Genomic DNA, 14,150 nt, shown 5'->3' on the forward strand with positions numbered 1-14,150 from the left:
GCCGCTCAGCGCCGCCAGCTGCGCTGCAGCAGCCACTGCACGGTGCCGCAGACCACCACCAGCGCGGCATAGCTCGCGATGCGACCGTCGTGGCCCGTGAACACCAGACCGGCCAGCAGGACCAGCACGCCAGCTATTGTATTGATAGCGAATTGCGCCCAGATGGCGGGCGTTCCGGGCTTTCGCGGCATCAGGAAGCGGCCGCACAGCGCGAGCACCCCGGCCACGAAGACGGCCGGCAGCGCGAAGTTGAGGAGGTGGTTGAGCAGGGCGAGCGCGGACATTCGGGAAGGGGCGGAAGCGTCATCCGCCAGCCGCTATGGAGGTCATAGACAGCACGGTGCCGGGACGGGCTCCGCAAATTTTATAATCGCTGCATGTCTGTCTGGGCTCTTGGCTTGAACCACACGACCGCGCCGCTCGATCTGCGCGGTCGTTTTGCGTTTGCGCTCGACCAGATCGCTCCCACCCTGCAGAGCCTGCGCAGCTCGTTCTCAAGCGGCCGCCACCCGCAGGTCGAGGCCGCCATCATCTCGACCTGCAACCGCACCGAGATCTACTGCGCCGCCGACCATGCCGCGATCGACCACACGGTCGGCTGGCTGGCCCAGAGCGGCGGCGTGGCCCCCGCGCTGCTGCGCTCGCATGCCTACACCCTGCACGACGGCGATGTCGCGCGCCATGCCTTCCGCGTGGCCAGCGGCCTCGATTCGATGGTGCTCGGCGAAGCCCAGATCCTCGGCCAGATGAAGGATGCGGTGCGCGCCGCCGAAAACGCCGGCGCGCTGGGCAGCACGCTCAACCAACTCTTCCAGCGCTCGTTCGCGGTCGCCAAGGAAGTGCGCACCGCGACCGAGATCGGTGCGCACTCGATCAGCATGGCGGCGGCCGCCGTGCGCCTGGCCGGCCAGCTGTTCGAGGACCTGCGCCAGACACGCGTGCTGTTCGTCGGCGCCGGCGAGATGATCGACCTCGCGGCCACGCACTTCGCGGCCAAGGAGCCGAAGTCCATCGCCATCGCCAACCGCACGCTCGAGCGCGGCGAGAAGCTGGCCTCGCGCTTCGGCGGCGAGGCGATGCGGCTGGCCGACCTGCCGGCACGGCTGGCCGAGTTCGACATCGTCGTGAGCTGCACCGCGAGCACGCTGCCGATCATCGGCCTGGGCGCCGTGGAACGCGCGCTCAAGTCGCGCAAGCACCGCCCGATGTTCATGGTCGACCTGGCCGTGCCGCGCGACATCGAGCCCGAGGTGAAGGCGCTCGAGGACATCTACCTCTACACCGTGGACGACCTCGCCCAGGTCGTGCAGCAGGGTCAGGCCAACCGCCAGGCCGCGGTGGCGCAGGCCGAGGTCATCATCGACGCCGGCGTGCAGAGCTTCATGCACTGGCTGGGCCAGCGCGGCACGGTGCCGCTGATCCAGCAGCTCAACGCCCAGACCGATGAATGGCGTGCCGCCGAGCTGGCGCGCGCGCGCAAGCTGCTTGCCAAGGGCGAATCGGTCGACGCCGTGCTCGAAGCCCTGTCGCGCGGGCTCACGCAGAAGATGCTGCACGGCGCGCTGGCCGAGCTGCACGCGGGCGATGCCGCCTCGCGCGAGCAGACGGCGCAGACCATCTCGCGCCTGTTCCTGCGCAAAGAGCGTTAGCGGCGCTCGTCCGCGAGCCCGGCACGGCGTGCCGCGCTCTCCATGCGCCTTGCCGCCATGCCGCGGCACTTCCCCTCTTTTTCGAATCTCTCCGCCGTGAAGCCCTTTCTCCGCCACCAACTCGAACGCTATGCCGCCCGCCTCGGCGAACTCGACTTCCTGCTCTCGCGCGAGGACATCATGGGCGACATGGCACAGTACCGCACCATCTCGCGCGAGCATGCCGAGGTGACGCAGGTGGCCGGCCGCTATGCGCGCTACGTGCAGCGCGAGGCCGACATCGCGGGCGCCAAGGAAATGCTCGACGACCCCGATATGGCCGAGATGGCCACACAGGAGATCGCCGAGGCCGAGGCCGAGCTCACGCAGCTGGAGGACGAGCTGCAGCGCCTGCTGCTGCCCAAGGACCCCGACGACGCGCGCAACGCCTTCCTCGAAATCCGCGCCGGCACCGGCGGCGACGAATCGGCGCTGTTCGCGGGCGACCTGCTGCGCATGTACACGCGCTACTGCGAGCGCGCCGGCTGGCGCTGCGAGATCGTGAGCGAGAACGAGAGCGAGCTCGGCGGCTACAAGGAAGTGGTGGTGCGCATCTCGGGCAACGAGGTGTTCGGCAACCTGCGCTTCGAGTCGGGCGGCCACCGCGTGCAGCGCGTGCCGGCCACCGAGACGCAGGGCCGCATCCACACCAGCGCCTGCACGGTGGCGGTGCTGGCCGAGCCCGACGAGGCGCAGGCGGTGCAGATCAACCCGGCCGACCTGCGCATCGACACCTACCGCGCCAGCGGCGCCGGCGGCCAGCACATCAACAAGACCGATTCGGCGGTGCGCATCACGCACATCCCGACCGGCATCGTGGCCGAGTGCCAGGACGACCGCAGCCAGCACCGCAACAAGGCGAAGGCGCTGCAGGTGCTGTCGGCGCGGATCCAGGAGAAGGAACGCAGCGAGCGCGCCGCCAAGGACGCCGCGCTGCGCAAGGGCCTGATCGGCAGCGGCGACCGCTCCGACCGCATCCGCACCTACAACTTCCCCCAGGGCCGGCTCACCGACCACCGGATCAACCTCACGCTCTACAAGCTGCTCGCGATCATGGAAGGCGACCTCGGCGACGTGCTGGAGGCGCTGCGCGCGGCGCGCGCGGCCGAGCAGCTGGCCGAGCTCGAATCGAGCCTGCCCTCATGAGCACCGAGCCGCTCGCGCCTTCTACCGTGACCCAGGCGCTGGCCGCGGCCGCGCGGCTGGGCGTCGACCGGCTCGACGCCCAGTTGCTGCTGCTGCACGCGCTGGGCCGGCCGCCGCACGACCGCGCCTGGCTGCTCGCACACGACACCGATGCGCTGCCCGAGCCGCTGTGGACCGAACTGTCGGCGCGGCTGCTGCGCCGCCTCGCGGGCGAGCCGGTGGCCTACCTGCTGGGCGAGAAGGAATTCCACGGCCTCGAGCTGCGCGTCGATCCGCGTGTGCTGGTGCCGCGGCCCGACACCGAGACGCTGGTCGACTGGGCGCTGGAATGCCTCGAAGGCCACACCGCGCCGCGCGTGCTCGACCTGGGCACCGGCAGCGGCGCGATCGCGCTGGCGCTGCAGCATGCGCGCGCCGATGCGCAAGTCGATGCCGTGGATGCCAGCGCCGACGCGCTCGCGGTGGCCCGCGCCAATGCCGAGCGCCTGAGACTGCCGGTGCGCTTCGCCCAGGCCGACTGGCTGGCGGGCGCGGACCCGGGTTACGCGCTGATCGCCAGCAACCCGCCGTACATCGCCGCCGGCGACCCGCACCTGCCGGCGCTGCAGCACGAGCCCGTCTCGGCGCTGGTGGCCGGTGCCGACGGGCTCGACGACATCCGCCGCATCGTGGCCGACGCGCCCGCGCACCTGGCCGAAGGCGGCTGGCTGCTGCTGGAGCACGGCCACGACCAGGCCCCCGCCGTGCGGCAGCTGCTGGCCGCCCACGGCTTCGCCGAGGTGCAAAGCCGCGACGACCTGGCAGGCATCGCGCGCTGCTCGGGCGGAATCCGGCGCACGGTGAAATAATCCCTCCAGCCTACTTTTCAGGAGCCCCCATGTCCGACGCCCAGCAACGCATCGACGACCTCGTCAAATCCAACGAACTCGTGCTCTTCATGAAGGGCAACGCCAGCTTCCCCATGTGCGGCTTCTCGGGCCGCGCGATCCAGATCCTCAAGGCCGTGGGCGTCGACACCAGGTCGCTCAAGACCGTCAACGTCCTCGAGGACGACGGCATCCGCCAGGGCATCAAGGACTACAGCAACTGGCCCACCATCCCCCAGCTCTATGTCAAGGGCGAATTCGTCGGCGGCTCGGACATCATGATGGAGATGTACGAGTCGGGCGAACTGCAGAAGGTGCTGGCCGGCGACGCTGCCTGATCCAGGCCCGGCGATGAGCCACGGCCACGATCACGACCACGGGCATCCGCACGACGAGGCTTCGGCCCCGGCGTGGAAGCACGACGGTGTGCGGGTGATCGCGGCCAACCAGCTCGACGCCAACACCGCCCAGACGCCCGGCATGAACCGGGCCGCGGCGATCAATTTCGCGCGCGTCGGCGCGCAGAAGCTCTGGGCCGGCACGGTCACCATCCATGCCGACGCCAAGACCGGCGCCCACCACCACGGCCACCTCGAATCGGTGATCTACGTCGTGCGCGGCCGCGCGCGCATGCGCTGGGGCGAGAAGCTCGAGTTCACGGCCGAGGCCGGGCCGGGCGACTTCATCTACGTGCCGCCCTACGTGCCGCACCAGGAAATCAACGCCAGCCCGACCGAGACGCTCGAGTGCGTGCTGTGCCGCAGCGACGGCGAGGCCGTCGCGGTGAACCTCGACATCGAGCCGGTCGAGAAGCCCGAGTCGGTGCTGTGGGTCGACCCGACCCATCCGCACGGCGGGGTCTGAGCCCCCTTTCGTCTGCGGGCCGCGCCCGTGGCGGGCGCCCCCTGCGCCATGGCACCATCGGGGTCTGCTGGTGAACACCATGACCCTGACCCAAAGCCTGCTCGTCATCGCGCTCCTGATCGCGCTGAGCGCCTTCTTCTCCCTCGCCGAGATCGCGCTGGCCGCCTCGCGCCGCCTGCGCCTGCGCCAGATGGCCGACGACGGCGACGCGCGCGCCGACCTCGTGCTGCGCATCCAGGAACAGCCGGGCTACTACTTCACCGTGGTGCAGATCGGCCTCAACGCGGTCGCGATCCTGGGCGGCGTGGTCGGCGAAGGCGCGCTGAGCCCCTACTTCGCGCGCCTGTTCACCGGCTGGCTCAGCCCCGAGGGCGCGCAGAGCGCAGGCTTCCTGTGCTCCTTCGTGACCATCATCGCGGTGTTCCTGGTGTTCGCCGACCTGTTCCCCAAGCGGCTGGGCATGAACGACCCCGAGCGCCTGGCGGTACGCATCGCCAAGCCGATGCAGCTGCTGATCACCACCTTCAAACCGCTGGTGTGGCTGTTCACCGCCTGCACCGACCTGCTGTTCAAGCTGCTGGGCATGCCGATGGCGCGCGACGACAAGATCACCTCGGCCGACATCCTCGCGATGACCGAGGCCGGCGCGCGGGCCGGTGTGCTCGCGGTGCGCGAGCAGCAGGTGATCGCCAACGTGTTCGAGCTCGAGACGCGGCTCGTGAGCAGCGTGATGACCGCGCGCGACAGCATCGCCTGGTTCCTGCACGACGACCCCGAATCGGTGCTGCGCGCGCGCATCGTGGCCGAGCCCTTCTCGGCCTACCCGGTGTGCGACGGCGACATCGACCACGTGCTGGGCTACGTCGATGCCAAGGACATGTTCCAGCGCGTGCTCAGCGGCCAGCCGCTGGCCTTCGACCAGGGGCTGCCGCTGCACAAGGCGCTGGTGATCCCCGACCGGCTGTCGCTGACCGAGGTGCTCGAGCAGTTCCAGCAGGCCCATGAAGACTTCGCGATCATCGTCAACGAGTACAGCCTGGTGGTGGGCGTGATCACGCTCAACGACGTGATGAGCACGGTGATGGGCGACCTGGTGTCCACGCCCGACGAGGAGCAGATCGTGCGCCGCGACGAGAACTCCTGGCTGATCGACGGCATCACGCCGATCCAGGACGTGCAGCGTGCGCTGCACATCGACGAGCTGCCGCATGCCGACGAGTACGAGACGCTCGCGGGCTTCCTGATGGTGATGCTGCGCCGCGTTCCCAAGCGCACCGACAGCGTAAGCTGGGCGGGCTATACCTTCGAGGTGATGGACGTCGACAGCTACCGGATCGACCAGGTGATGGTCACCAAGACCTGATCGCCAGAATTCCAGTCAGGCCGCGGAACGGGCCTTGTCCTGTTCCTTGCGCTCGATCTCGCGCTCGCGGTCGGCCCAGGCCCACAGCCGCTGGTTCGAGAACACCGCGTTCGGATACGGCGACTTGCCGCGGCTGCCGTTGTAGCGGCCCAGCGTCATGAACAGGTCGCCGCTCTCGCGGTCGAGGTAGTGGCGCAGGATCACGCAGCCGAAGCGCAGGTTGGTCTGCATGTGGAACAGCTTGGCCGGATCGCTGTCGCCGATCACGCGGGTCCAGAACGGCATGACCTGCATGTAGCCGCGCGCGCCCGCGCTCGAGACCGCGAACTTGCGGAAATTGCTCTCGACCTGGATCAGCCCGAGCACCAGGCTCACGTCGAGCCCCGAGCGCTTGGCCTCGTACCAGACCGTCTGCAGGAATTCGATGCGCGAGGGCGCGTCGGCGATCTTCTTCTTGAGCCGTTCGCTCATCTCGCCGAGCCAGCGCAGGTAGGCCAGACGCGCCTCGGTGTTCGCGAACTGCGGCACCGGCGGTGCCTTGTTGTGGATGGCCGAGCTCAGCGCGGTGCGCACCGAGTCGATCAGCGGCTCCTCGATCTGCGCGCCGGCCAGTGCGGGGCGCGGCAGCGACAGCGCCGCGAGGGCGCCCGCCGCGGCGCCGATGCAATGGCGCCGGGAGAAGCCGCCCGGAAGGTTCACTGAAGCACCTTCGTGCTTCGCACTGCGGTGCGAGCTTGCTTGGGGCGGCCCGGCGCGGCGCTCATGCCGCGAGCTTGCCGGCGATGAAGTCCGCGATGCCGGCGGCCGGCACCTTGGTCGCGGCGGTGTCGCGGCGATGCTGGTATTCGAGCTGGCCTTCCTTGAGGCCGCGGTCGGAGATCACCACGCGGTGCGGCACGCCGATCAGTTCCCAGTCGGCGAACATCGCGCCCGGGCGCTCGCCGCGGTCGTCGAGCAGCACGTCGACGCCCTTGGCGAGCAGCGCTTCGTAGAGCGCCTCGGCCGCGGCCTTGACCTCGGCGCTGCGGTCCATGCCGATCGGGCACACCACCACGGTGAACGGCGCGATCGCGTCGGGCCAGATGATCCCGCGCTCGTCGTGGTTCTGTTCGATGGCGGCGGCAGGCAGGCGCGTGACGCCGATGCCGTAGCAGCCCATCTCGAGGAACTGCGGCTTGCCGGCCTCGTCGAGGAAGGTGGCGTTCATCGACTTGCTGTACTTGGTGCCCAGCACGAAGACGTGACCCACCTCGATGCCGCGCTCGATCGCCAGCACGCCCTTGCCGTCGGGCGAGGCATCGCCCGCGACCACGTTGCGCAGGTCGGCCACCAGCTCGGGCTCGGGCAGGTCGCGGCCCCAGTTGACGCCGGTCATGTGGAAGTCGACCTCGTTGGCGCCCGTGATCCAGTCGGCCATCAGCGCGACTTCGCGGTCGGCCACCAGCTTCACCGGCTTCTTGAGGTTCAGCGGGCCGAGGTAGCCGGGCTTGCAGCCGAAGTGCGCATCGATCTCGGCCAGGGTCGCGAAGCGGAAGCCCTTGTCGAGGCCGGGCAGCTTGGCGACCTTGATCTCGTTCATCTCGTGGTCGCCGCGCAGCAGCAGCAGCCAGACCTGCGAGCCCGTGATGTTGCCGGCCTCGTCGATGATGTCGGTGGCCAGCACCAGCGACTTCACGGTGGTGGCGAGCGGCACGCCGAGCAGCACGGCGACGTCCTCGCAGGTGCTCTTGCCGGGCGTGGGCGTCTTCTCGAGCGCATTGGCGGCGGCGGGACGCGGGCCGGCCGGAGCCAGCGCCTCGGCCTTCTCCATGTTGGCCGCGTAGTCGCTGTCGGGGCAGTAGACGATCGCGTCCTCGCCGGTGGCGGCGATGACCTGGAATTCCTCGCTGAGGTCGCCGCCGATGGCGCCGCTGTCGGCCGCCACGGCGCGGTAGCGCAGGCCGAAGCGGTCGAAGATGTTGCGGTAGGCCTGCGCCATCGCCTGGTAGCTGGCCTTGGCCGCGTCGAGGTCGCGGTCGAAGCTGTAGGCGTCCTTCATGATGAATTCGCGCCCGCGCATCAGGCCGAAGCGCGGACGGCGCTCGTCGCGGAACTTGGTCTGGATCTGGTAGAAGTTCTTCGGCAGCTGCTTGTAGCTGCGGATCTCCTGGCGCGCGATGTCGGTCACCACCTCTTCGCTGGTGGGCTGCACCACGAAGTCGCGGTCATGGCGGTCCTTGATGCGCAGCAGCTCGGGGCCCATCTTGTCGAAGCGGCCCGACTCCTGCCAGAGCTCGGCGGGCTGCACCACCGGCATCGTCAGCTCGACCGCGCCGGCGCGGTTCATCTCCTCGCGCACGATCGCCTCGACCTTGCGGATGACGCGCAGGCCCATGGGCATGTACGTGTAGATGCCGGTGCCGACCTTCTTGATCATGCCAGCGCGCATCATGAGACGGTGGCTCGCCACCTCGGCATCGGCCGGCGCTTCCTTGAGGGTGGAGACGAAGAAACGGGATGCTTTCATCGGAAATGCGGTGCTGGTTCGGAGTGAAACGAGACGGACGACGGCCCCCGTAGAGACCCTGAGAGCCCGGAACCGGTCGCTTGCCGAGTGCAACCCGGCATGCATAATCGACTCAGTTCAAAAATTGGGGTTTGATTATGCTCGACCGGGACGGCTTCAGGCCCAACGTCGGCATCATCCTGCTCAACCAGAAAAACCAGGTTTTTTGGGGCAAACGCATCCGCACGCATTCCTGGCAGTTTCCGCAAGGCGGCATCGACCGCGGCGAAAGTCCCGAGCAAGCCATGTTCCGGGAATTGCATGAGGAAGTGGGTCTCCATCCGGAGCACGTGCGTATCGTGGCCCGTACCCGCGACTGGTTGCGCTACGAGGTGCCGGATCGGTTCATCCGACGAGACGCACGAGGTCACTACAAGGGCCAGAAACAAATCTGGTATCTGCTGCAACTGGTCGGCCACGACTGGGATCTCAACCTGCGTGCCACGGACCATCCCGAATTCGACGCCTGGCGCTGGCACGACTACTGGGTGCCGCTCGACGTCGTCGTCGAATTCAAACGGGGCGTCTACGAGATGGCGCTCACCGAGCTTGCTCGCTACCTGCCACGGCAGGATTTCCGCAACCGCTTCCTGCGCAGCAACGTGCGCGCCCGAGAGTTCGAGCGCCATCCCTCCGCAGGCGGCCACGACGCCAACTTCGAACTGCCTCCGGGCGCGAGCTTCGACCCGGATCCCAATGTCAAATCTGCGACCGACTCTTCCGACGGCCCCGTCTTTCCGTCCGCATCCGCTGCGCAACCTCCCACGCCGCGCTAGCCCGGCGCTCGTTCTCGCCAGTGCCCTGCTGCTGGCGGCCTGCGGCTCGGCCAAGCACGACACCGACAACCCCGACTGGGCGCAAAGCGGCATGCCGCCCCCGCCCAAGACGACGCAGTCCGATGCCGAGTGGCAGGAGTCTGCGGCACCGCCGCCACCGGCCTTCGACCAGAACAGCCTGGTGCCGATCGAGATGCCGCCCTACATGACGCTGAAGTTCGGCATCGACCCGAAGACCATCACGATCACGCCCGACGGCATCGTGCGCTACGTGGTGGTGGCGAGCAGCAAGGCGGGCGGCACGGTCAACGCCTTCTACGACGGCGTGCGCTGCAAGACCGGCGAGATGAAGAGCTATGCGCGCTACAGCGGCAATGCCTGGGAGCTGGCCAAGGCGCCCGAGTGGAAGCGCATCACCGACCTCAACTCGCGCTACACCTGGGCCATCGCGACCCAGGGCCTGTGCCGCGACAGCGCACCGCGCTCGACGGCCAGCGAGATCGTCCAGTACATCCGCAATCCGGTGCGCGAAGTGCAGTGAGCGGCACGCCGGCACGATGAGAAAAGGCCCCGATCGGGGCCTTTTTCTTTGGCGCGGGTCGAGGCGAGCCTCAGACCGGCATGAGCACCATGTTGTCCCGGTGCACCATCTCCGGCTCGGCCGCGTAGCCCAGCAGCCGCTCGAATTCGGCCGAGGGCTTGCGGCACAGCAGCCGCGCCTCGACGCTCGAGTAGTTGGCGAGGCCGCGCGCCAGCTCGATGCCCTCGGCATCGCGCACCGCGATCACGTCACCGCGCGAGAACTCGCCCGATACGCCCGTCATGCCGATCGGCAGCAGGCTCTTGCCCTCGGCACGCACCTTGGCGGCCGCGCCGGCATCGACGATCACGGCGCCACGCAGTTGCAGATGGTCGGCCATCCAGCGCTTGCGCGCCTGGTGCTTCGCGGTCTGCGCCACCAGCAGCGTGCCGATGGCATCGCCTTGCGCAAGGCGCAGCAGCGCATCGGTCTCGCGGCCCCAGGCGATCACGGTGGAGGCGCCCGAACCGGCCGCGCGCTTGGCCGCGAGGATCTTGGTGATCATCCCGCCCTTGCCGATGCTCGAGCCCGCGCCGCCGGCCATGGCCTCGAGCGCCGGGTCGCCCGCGGCCGCCTCGTGGATGAACTTCGCGTCGGGGTCCTTGCGCGGATCGGCCGAATAGAGGCCGCGCTGGTCGGTGAGGATCACCAGCGCATCGGCCTCGACGAGATTAGCGACCAGCGCGCCGAGCGTGTCGTTGTCGCCGAACTTGATCTCGTCGTTGACCACGGTGTCGTTCTCGTTGATGACCGGCACCACGCCGAGGCGCAGCAGCGTCACCAGGGTCGAACGGGCATTGAGGTAGCGCTCGCGGTCGGCCAAGTCGGCGTGCGTGAGCAGCACCTGCGCGCTGCCGATGCGGTTCTCGCGCAGCTTGGTCTCGTACATCTGGGCCAGGCCCATCTGGCCGACGGCCGCGGCGGCCTGGAGCTCGTGCACCTCGTGGGGCCGGGTCTTCCAGCCGAGGCGCTTCATGCCCTCGGCGATGGCGCCGCTCGAGACCATCACCACCTCGCGCCCGTCGCGCACCAGCGCGGCGAGCTGCCGGCACCATTCGCCGATGGCGCCCTCGTCGAGGCCGCGACCCTCGTTCGTCACGAGGCTCGAGCCCACCTTGACGACGATGCGGCGGGCGTCCCGCAGGGCTGTGGATCCGGTATTCGAGGTCATTGAGGGCTATAGCTGGCGTGAAGACTGACGATTATGCTATTTAATCAATAGCATTGCAGGGCCGGGCCGAAGGCCCCCGCTCAAGGCTTTTCGGGCGGCAGTTCGACGAAGCGCGGATCGATCTCGGCCGGCGGCTGCTCGGCCACCTGCTGGGCCTTCACCTGGCGATAGATCGCGTGCACGAGCGGCTCGCAGCCTTCGCGCGTGAGCGCCGAGATCTCGAACACCGGGCCCTTGAAGCGCAGGCGCTTCACAAAGTCCTTCACGCGCGCGGCGCGTTCTTCCTCGGGGATCATGTCCAGCTTGTTGAGCACCAGCCAGCGCGGCTTCTCGTAGAGCTGTGCGTCGTACTTCTTGAGCTCACCCACGATCGCCTTGGCCTGCGCGACCGGGTCGACGGTCTCGTCGAAAGGCGCGAGATCGATCACATGCAGCAGCAGCCGGGTGCGCTGCAGGTGACGCAGGAACAGGTGGCCGAGACCGGCACCGTCGGAAGCACCCTCGATCAGGCCGGGCAGGTCGGCCACCACGAAGCTCTGTTCGGGACCGACGCGCACCACGCCGAGGTTGGGGTGCAGGGTGGTGAACGGATAGTCGGCGATGCGCGGGCGGGCGTTCGAGATCGCGCTGATCAAGGTCGACTTGCCGGCGTTCGGCATGCCCAGCAGGCCCACGTCGGCCAGCACCTTGAGCTCGAGCTTGAGGCTCTTGCGCTCGCCGGGCCAGCCGGGCGTCTTCTGGCGCGGCGCGCGGTTGATGGCGCTCTTGAAGCGCAGGTTGCCGAAGCCGCCGTCGCCGCCCTTGGCGATGGTGATGACCTCGCCGGGCGTCAGCAATTCGTAGAGCACCTCGCCGGTTTCGGCGTCGGTGATGATCGTGCCGACCGGCATCTTCAGCGTGATGTCGTCGCCCGCGGCGCCGAACATGTCGGAGCCCATGCCGTGCTCGCCGCGCTTGGCTTCGTGCCGACGCGAATAGCGGAAATCCACCAGCGTGTTGAGGTTCGAGTCGGCCACGGCGAACACATGGCCGCCGCGCCCGCCGTCGCCGCCATTGGGGCCGCCGAATTCCTTGTACTTCTCATGGCGGAACGACACGCAGCCGTTGCCGCCATCGCCGGCGGCGATGTCGATGAAGGCTTCGTCGACGAACTTCATGGGATGTCCAGTTTACAAATGAAGAAGCCCCGGCAAAGCGGGGCTCCGAGACAGTCGAAGTGGCTGGAGGCTCAGGCCGCCGGCGTCACATTGACCATGTGCTTGTTGAGCGCACCCTTGAAGCCGAACGACACGTGGCCGTCGACGAGGGCGAACAGCGTGTGGTCCTTGCCCACGCCGACGTTCACGCCGGGGTGGAACTGGGTACCGCGCTGGCGCACGATGATCGAGCCGGCGCTGATCAGTTGGCCGCCGAAGGCCTTCACGCCGAGCATCTTGGGCTTGGAATCGCGCCCGTTTCGCGTGGAGCCGCCGCCTTTTTTCTGTGCCATGGAGTCTGCTCCTTAACCGGCGATCGCGCCGATTTGCAGCTCGGTGAACTGCTGGCGATGGCCTTGACGTTTCTGATAGTGCTTGCGACGGCGCATCTTGAAGATGCGAACCTTGTCGTGCTTGCCGTGCGACAGCACCGTGACCGTCACCGTTGCACCGGACACCAGGGGCGTGCCAACCTTGATTTCAGCGCCGTTTCCGACGGCCAGAACCTGGTCGATCACGATTTCCTGGCCAACGTCCGCAGCAATCTGTTCTACTTTGATTTTCTCGCCGGAAGCAACGCGATACTGCTTGCCACCGGTTTTTATGACCGCGTACATGTGAACCTCTTAGGAATTGAGTCTCCGCGGCGAATTCCGCAGAGCCCAAGACTATAGCACGGTTTGCGCATGCTCACATGCCCGGGCACCCAGGCGGGGCCGGTGGCCGCTTCCCGCTCCCTATAATCGGCGCCTTCCGGCGTCTTGCGCCATCCCTGTATTCAGCAGCGCCCAGCGCCCACGCTTTGTCAGTTCCCGCCGCCGACACCTCCCCCACCGCCGCAGTCCTCGGCCTGATCGCCGGTGACATGGTCGAAGTCGACCGCGTGATCTCCAACCGCCTCGACACCGGGGTGCCGCTGGTCAGCCAAGTCTCGAAGTACATCATCTCCGCGGGCGGCAAGCGCCTGCGGCCGGCGCTGCTGCTGCTGATGGCCGGCGCGCTCGGCTACACCGGCGAACAGCGCTTCAATCTCGCGGCCGTGGTGGAGTTCATCCACACCGCCACGCTGCTGCACGATGACGTGGTCGACGAGTCGACGCTGCGTCGCGGACGCCCGACCGCCAACGAATCCTTCGGAAATCCCGCCAGCGTGCTGGTCGGCGACTTCCTTTATTCGCGTGCCTTCCAGATGATGTTGGATGCCAACAACATGCGCGTGATGCAGATCCTGGCCGAAGCGACCAACGTGATCGCCGAAGGCGAGGTGCTGCAGCTGATGAACATGCACGACGCCTCGCTCGACGAGTCGGCCTACCTGCGCGTCATCCGCTCCAAGACCGCCAAGCTGTTCGAGGCCAGCACGCGCCTGGCCGCGGTGCTGGCAGGCGTGACGTCCGAGGTCGAGGAGGCCTGCGCCACCTACGGCCAGGCGCTGGGCACGGCCTTCCAGGTGATCGACGACGTGCTCGACTACGCGGGCGACGCGAGCGAAACCGGCAAGAACCTCGGCGACGACCTGCGCGAAGGCAAGACCACGCTGCCGCTGATCTTTGCGATGCAGCGCGGTACCGCGGCCCAGAGCGCGCTGGTGCGCGCCGCCATCGAGGCGGGCGACACCGCCCAGCTGGGCAAGATCGTCGAGATCGTGCGCGAAACCGGTGCCCTGGATGCATCGCGCGCGGCGGCCGCGGCCGAAGCACAACGCGCAATTTCTGCGCTCGACGGCTTCGCGACGAATTCGCACGCTTCAGGTTTGCTACAATTAGCGGCTCAGCTGCTTGAGCGGCGTGCCTGACACCTCTAACGAGTTGGCCAAGGACGACTGACTTTTCGCACCATCGGGGTGTAGCTTAGCCTGGTAGAGCGCTACGTTCGGGACGTAGAGGCCGGAGGTTCGAATCCTCTCACCCCGACCAGTCTTTTCGAGACTGGCATAAACCATCAGAATGCCATTT

16 protein-coding genes and 1 tRNA gene are annotated in these 14,150 nt (G+C 67.9%); 10 read left to right on the forward strand and 7 right to left on the reverse strand.

The genetic code is table 11. From position 1 onward, the window contains the following. Positions 1-5: 5 nt before the first annotated feature. On the reverse strand, positions 6-284 hold the full coding sequence (locus AC07PU_RS38190; protein WP_495323123.1) for a hypothetical protein: 279 nt from the start codon (positions 282-284) through the stop codon (positions 6-8). A 93-nt stretch (positions 285-377) separates the two neighbouring features. Between AC07PU_RS38190 and hemA the strand changes: the two genes are divergently transcribed. The 6 genes from hemA (at position 378) to paeA (ending at position 5,927) form a co-directional block, all read left to right on the forward strand. Further along, positions 378-1,649: a glutamyl-tRNA reductase gene (hemA, locus tag AC07PU_RS38195; protein WP_495323124.1), complete on the forward strand. Its 1,272-nt coding sequence runs from the start codon at positions 378-380 to the stop codon at positions 1,647-1,649. 96 nt (positions 1,650-1,745) lie between these two features. After that, positions 1,746-2,834, forward strand: coding sequence for a peptide chain release factor 1 (gene prfA, locus AC07PU_RS38200; protein ID WP_495323125.1), 1,089 nt, complete (start codon positions 1,746-1,748; stop codon positions 2,832-2,834). Continuing rightward, a complete protein-coding gene (prmC, locus tag AC07PU_RS38205) occupies positions 2,831-3,682 on the forward strand; it encodes a peptide chain release factor N(5)-glutamine methyltransferase (protein WP_495323126.1) in 852 nt (283 codons plus the stop codon). The genes prfA and prmC overlap by 4 nt, the downstream gene beginning before the upstream one ends. Before the next feature lie 29 nt (positions 3,683-3,711). Beyond that, positions 3,712-4,038 (forward strand): Grx4 family monothiol glutaredoxin, encoded by a 327-nt coding sequence (gene grxD / locus AC07PU_RS38210; RefSeq protein WP_296787505.1) that lies wholly within the window; start codon positions 3,712-3,714, stop codon positions 4,036-4,038. Positions 4,039-4,051: 13 nt separating this feature from the next. Further along, positions 4,052-4,564, forward strand: coding sequence for a cupin domain-containing protein (locus AC07PU_RS38215; protein ID WP_495323127.1), 513 nt, complete (start codon positions 4,052-4,054; stop codon positions 4,562-4,564). A gap of 79 nt (positions 4,565-4,643) precedes the next feature. Continuing rightward, entirely contained in the window at positions 4,644-5,927 is a 1,284-nt protein-coding gene (gene paeA, locus AC07PU_RS38220) for a polyamine export protein PaeA (protein WP_495323128.1), read from the forward strand. 15 nt (positions 5,928-5,942) lie between these two features. Here paeA and AC07PU_RS38225 read toward each other — a convergent pair whose 3' ends face one another. Continuing rightward, positions 5,943-6,626: a lytic transglycosylase domain-containing protein gene (locus AC07PU_RS38225; RefSeq protein ID WP_495323129.1), complete on the reverse strand. Its 684-nt coding sequence runs from the start codon at positions 6,624-6,626 to the stop codon at positions 5,943-5,945. Between the two features lie 61 nt (positions 6,627-6,687). Next, entirely contained in the window at positions 6,688-8,433 is a 1,746-nt protein-coding gene (locus tag AC07PU_RS38230; RefSeq protein ID WP_495323130.1) for a proline--tRNA ligase, read from the reverse strand. A gap of 137 nt (positions 8,434-8,570) precedes the next feature. On the opposite strand from AC07PU_RS38230, the gene AC07PU_RS38235 reads away from it, so the two are divergent. Together AC07PU_RS38235 and AC07PU_RS38240 are read left to right on the forward strand one after the other, a co-directional pair. Beyond that, a complete protein-coding gene (locus AC07PU_RS38235; protein WP_093341020.1) occupies positions 8,571-9,248 on the forward strand; it encodes an RNA pyrophosphohydrolase in 678 nt (225 codons plus the stop codon). Positions 9,249-9,339: 91 nt separating this feature from the next. Continuing rightward, positions 9,340-9,789: a CNP1-like family protein gene (locus AC07PU_RS38240; protein WP_256222354.1), complete on the forward strand. Its 450-nt coding sequence runs from the start codon at positions 9,340-9,342 to the stop codon at positions 9,787-9,789. Positions 9,790-9,859: 70 nt separating this feature from the next. On the opposite strand, the gene proB is transcribed toward AC07PU_RS38240, so the two are convergent. The 4 genes from proB to rplU all read right to left on the reverse strand — a co-directional run bounded on the left by proB (position 9,860) and on the right by rplU (position 12,812). Further along, positions 9,860-10,999: a glutamate 5-kinase gene (proB, locus tag AC07PU_RS38245; protein ID WP_495323131.1), complete on the reverse strand. Its 1,140-nt coding sequence runs from the start codon at positions 10,997-10,999 to the stop codon at positions 9,860-9,862. Positions 11,000-11,079: 80 nt separating this feature from the next. Then, positions 11,080-12,156, reverse strand: a complete 1,077-nt coding sequence (gene cgtA / locus AC07PU_RS38250; RefSeq protein WP_093341025.1) for an Obg family GTPase CgtA — start codon at positions 12,154-12,156, stop codon at positions 11,080-11,082. 71 nt (positions 12,157-12,227) lie between these two features. Further along, entirely contained in the window at positions 12,228-12,488 is a 261-nt protein-coding gene (rpmA, locus tag AC07PU_RS38255) for a 50S ribosomal protein L27 (RefSeq protein WP_057592096.1), read from the reverse strand. 12 nt (positions 12,489-12,500) lie between these two features. Continuing rightward, complete coding sequence (rplU, locus tag AC07PU_RS38260) at positions 12,501-12,812, reverse strand: 50S ribosomal protein L21 (protein WP_057592097.1); 312 nt, start codon at positions 12,810-12,812, stop codon at positions 12,501-12,503. 185 nt (positions 12,813-12,997) lie between these two features. On the opposite strand from rplU, the gene AC07PU_RS38265 reads away from it, so the two are divergent. Next, on the forward strand, positions 12,998-13,990 hold the full coding sequence (locus tag AC07PU_RS38265; RefSeq protein WP_296787498.1) for a polyprenyl synthetase family protein: 993 nt from the start codon (positions 12,998-13,000) through the stop codon (positions 13,988-13,990). A 44-nt stretch (positions 13,991-14,034) separates the two neighbouring features. After that, positions 14,035-14,111: transfer RNA gene (locus tag AC07PU_RS38270), tRNA-Pro, on the forward strand. The last annotated feature ends 39 nt before the right edge of the window (positions 14,112-14,150 follow it).

The organism is Variovorax sp. GW821-FHT10D07 (assembly GCF_059415325.1).

Coding starts and splice junctions, on each gene's coding strand:
- AC07PU_RS38190 (WP_495323123.1), bottom strand. CDS start 284: ATGTCCGCGCTCGCCCTGCTCAACCACCTCCTCAACTTCGCGCTGCCG.
- hemA (WP_495323124.1), top strand. CDS start 378: ATGTCTGTCTGGGCTCTTGGCTTGAACCACACGACCGCGCCGCTCGAT.
- prmC (WP_495323126.1), top strand. CDS start 2,831: ATGAGCACCGAGCCGCTCGCGCCTTCTACCGTGACCCAGGCGCTGGCC.
- grxD (WP_296787505.1), top strand. CDS start 3,712: ATGTCCGACGCCCAGCAACGCATCGACGACCTCGTCAAATCCAACGAA.
- AC07PU_RS38215 (WP_495323127.1), top strand. CDS start 4,052: ATGAGCCACGGCCACGATCACGACCACGGGCATCCGCACGACGAGGCT.
- paeA (WP_495323128.1), top strand. CDS start 4,644: ATGACCCTGACCCAAAGCCTGCTCGTCATCGCGCTCCTGATCGCGCTG.
- AC07PU_RS38230 (WP_495323130.1), bottom strand. CDS start 8,433: ATGAAAGCATCCCGTTTCTTCGTCTCCACCCTCAAGGAAGCGCCGGCC.
- AC07PU_RS38235 (WP_093341020.1), top strand. CDS start 8,571: ATGCTCGACCGGGACGGCTTCAGGCCCAACGTCGGCATCATCCTGCTC.
- AC07PU_RS38240 (WP_256222354.1), top strand. CDS start 9,340: ATGCCGCCCCCGCCCAAGACGACGCAGTCCGATGCCGAGTGGCAGGAG.
- proB (WP_495323131.1), bottom strand. CDS start 10,999: ATGACCTCGAATACCGGATCCACAGCCCTGCGGGACGCCCGCCGCATC.
- cgtA (WP_093341025.1), bottom strand. CDS start 12,156: ATGAAGTTCGTCGACGAAGCCTTCATCGACATCGCCGCCGGCGATGGC.
- rpmA (WP_057592096.1), bottom strand. CDS start 12,488: ATGGCACAGAAAAAAGGCGGCGGCTCCACGCGAAACGGGCGCGATTCC.
- rplU (WP_057592097.1), bottom strand. CDS start 12,812: ATGTACGCGGTCATAAAAACCGGTGGCAAGCAGTATCGCGTTGCTTCC.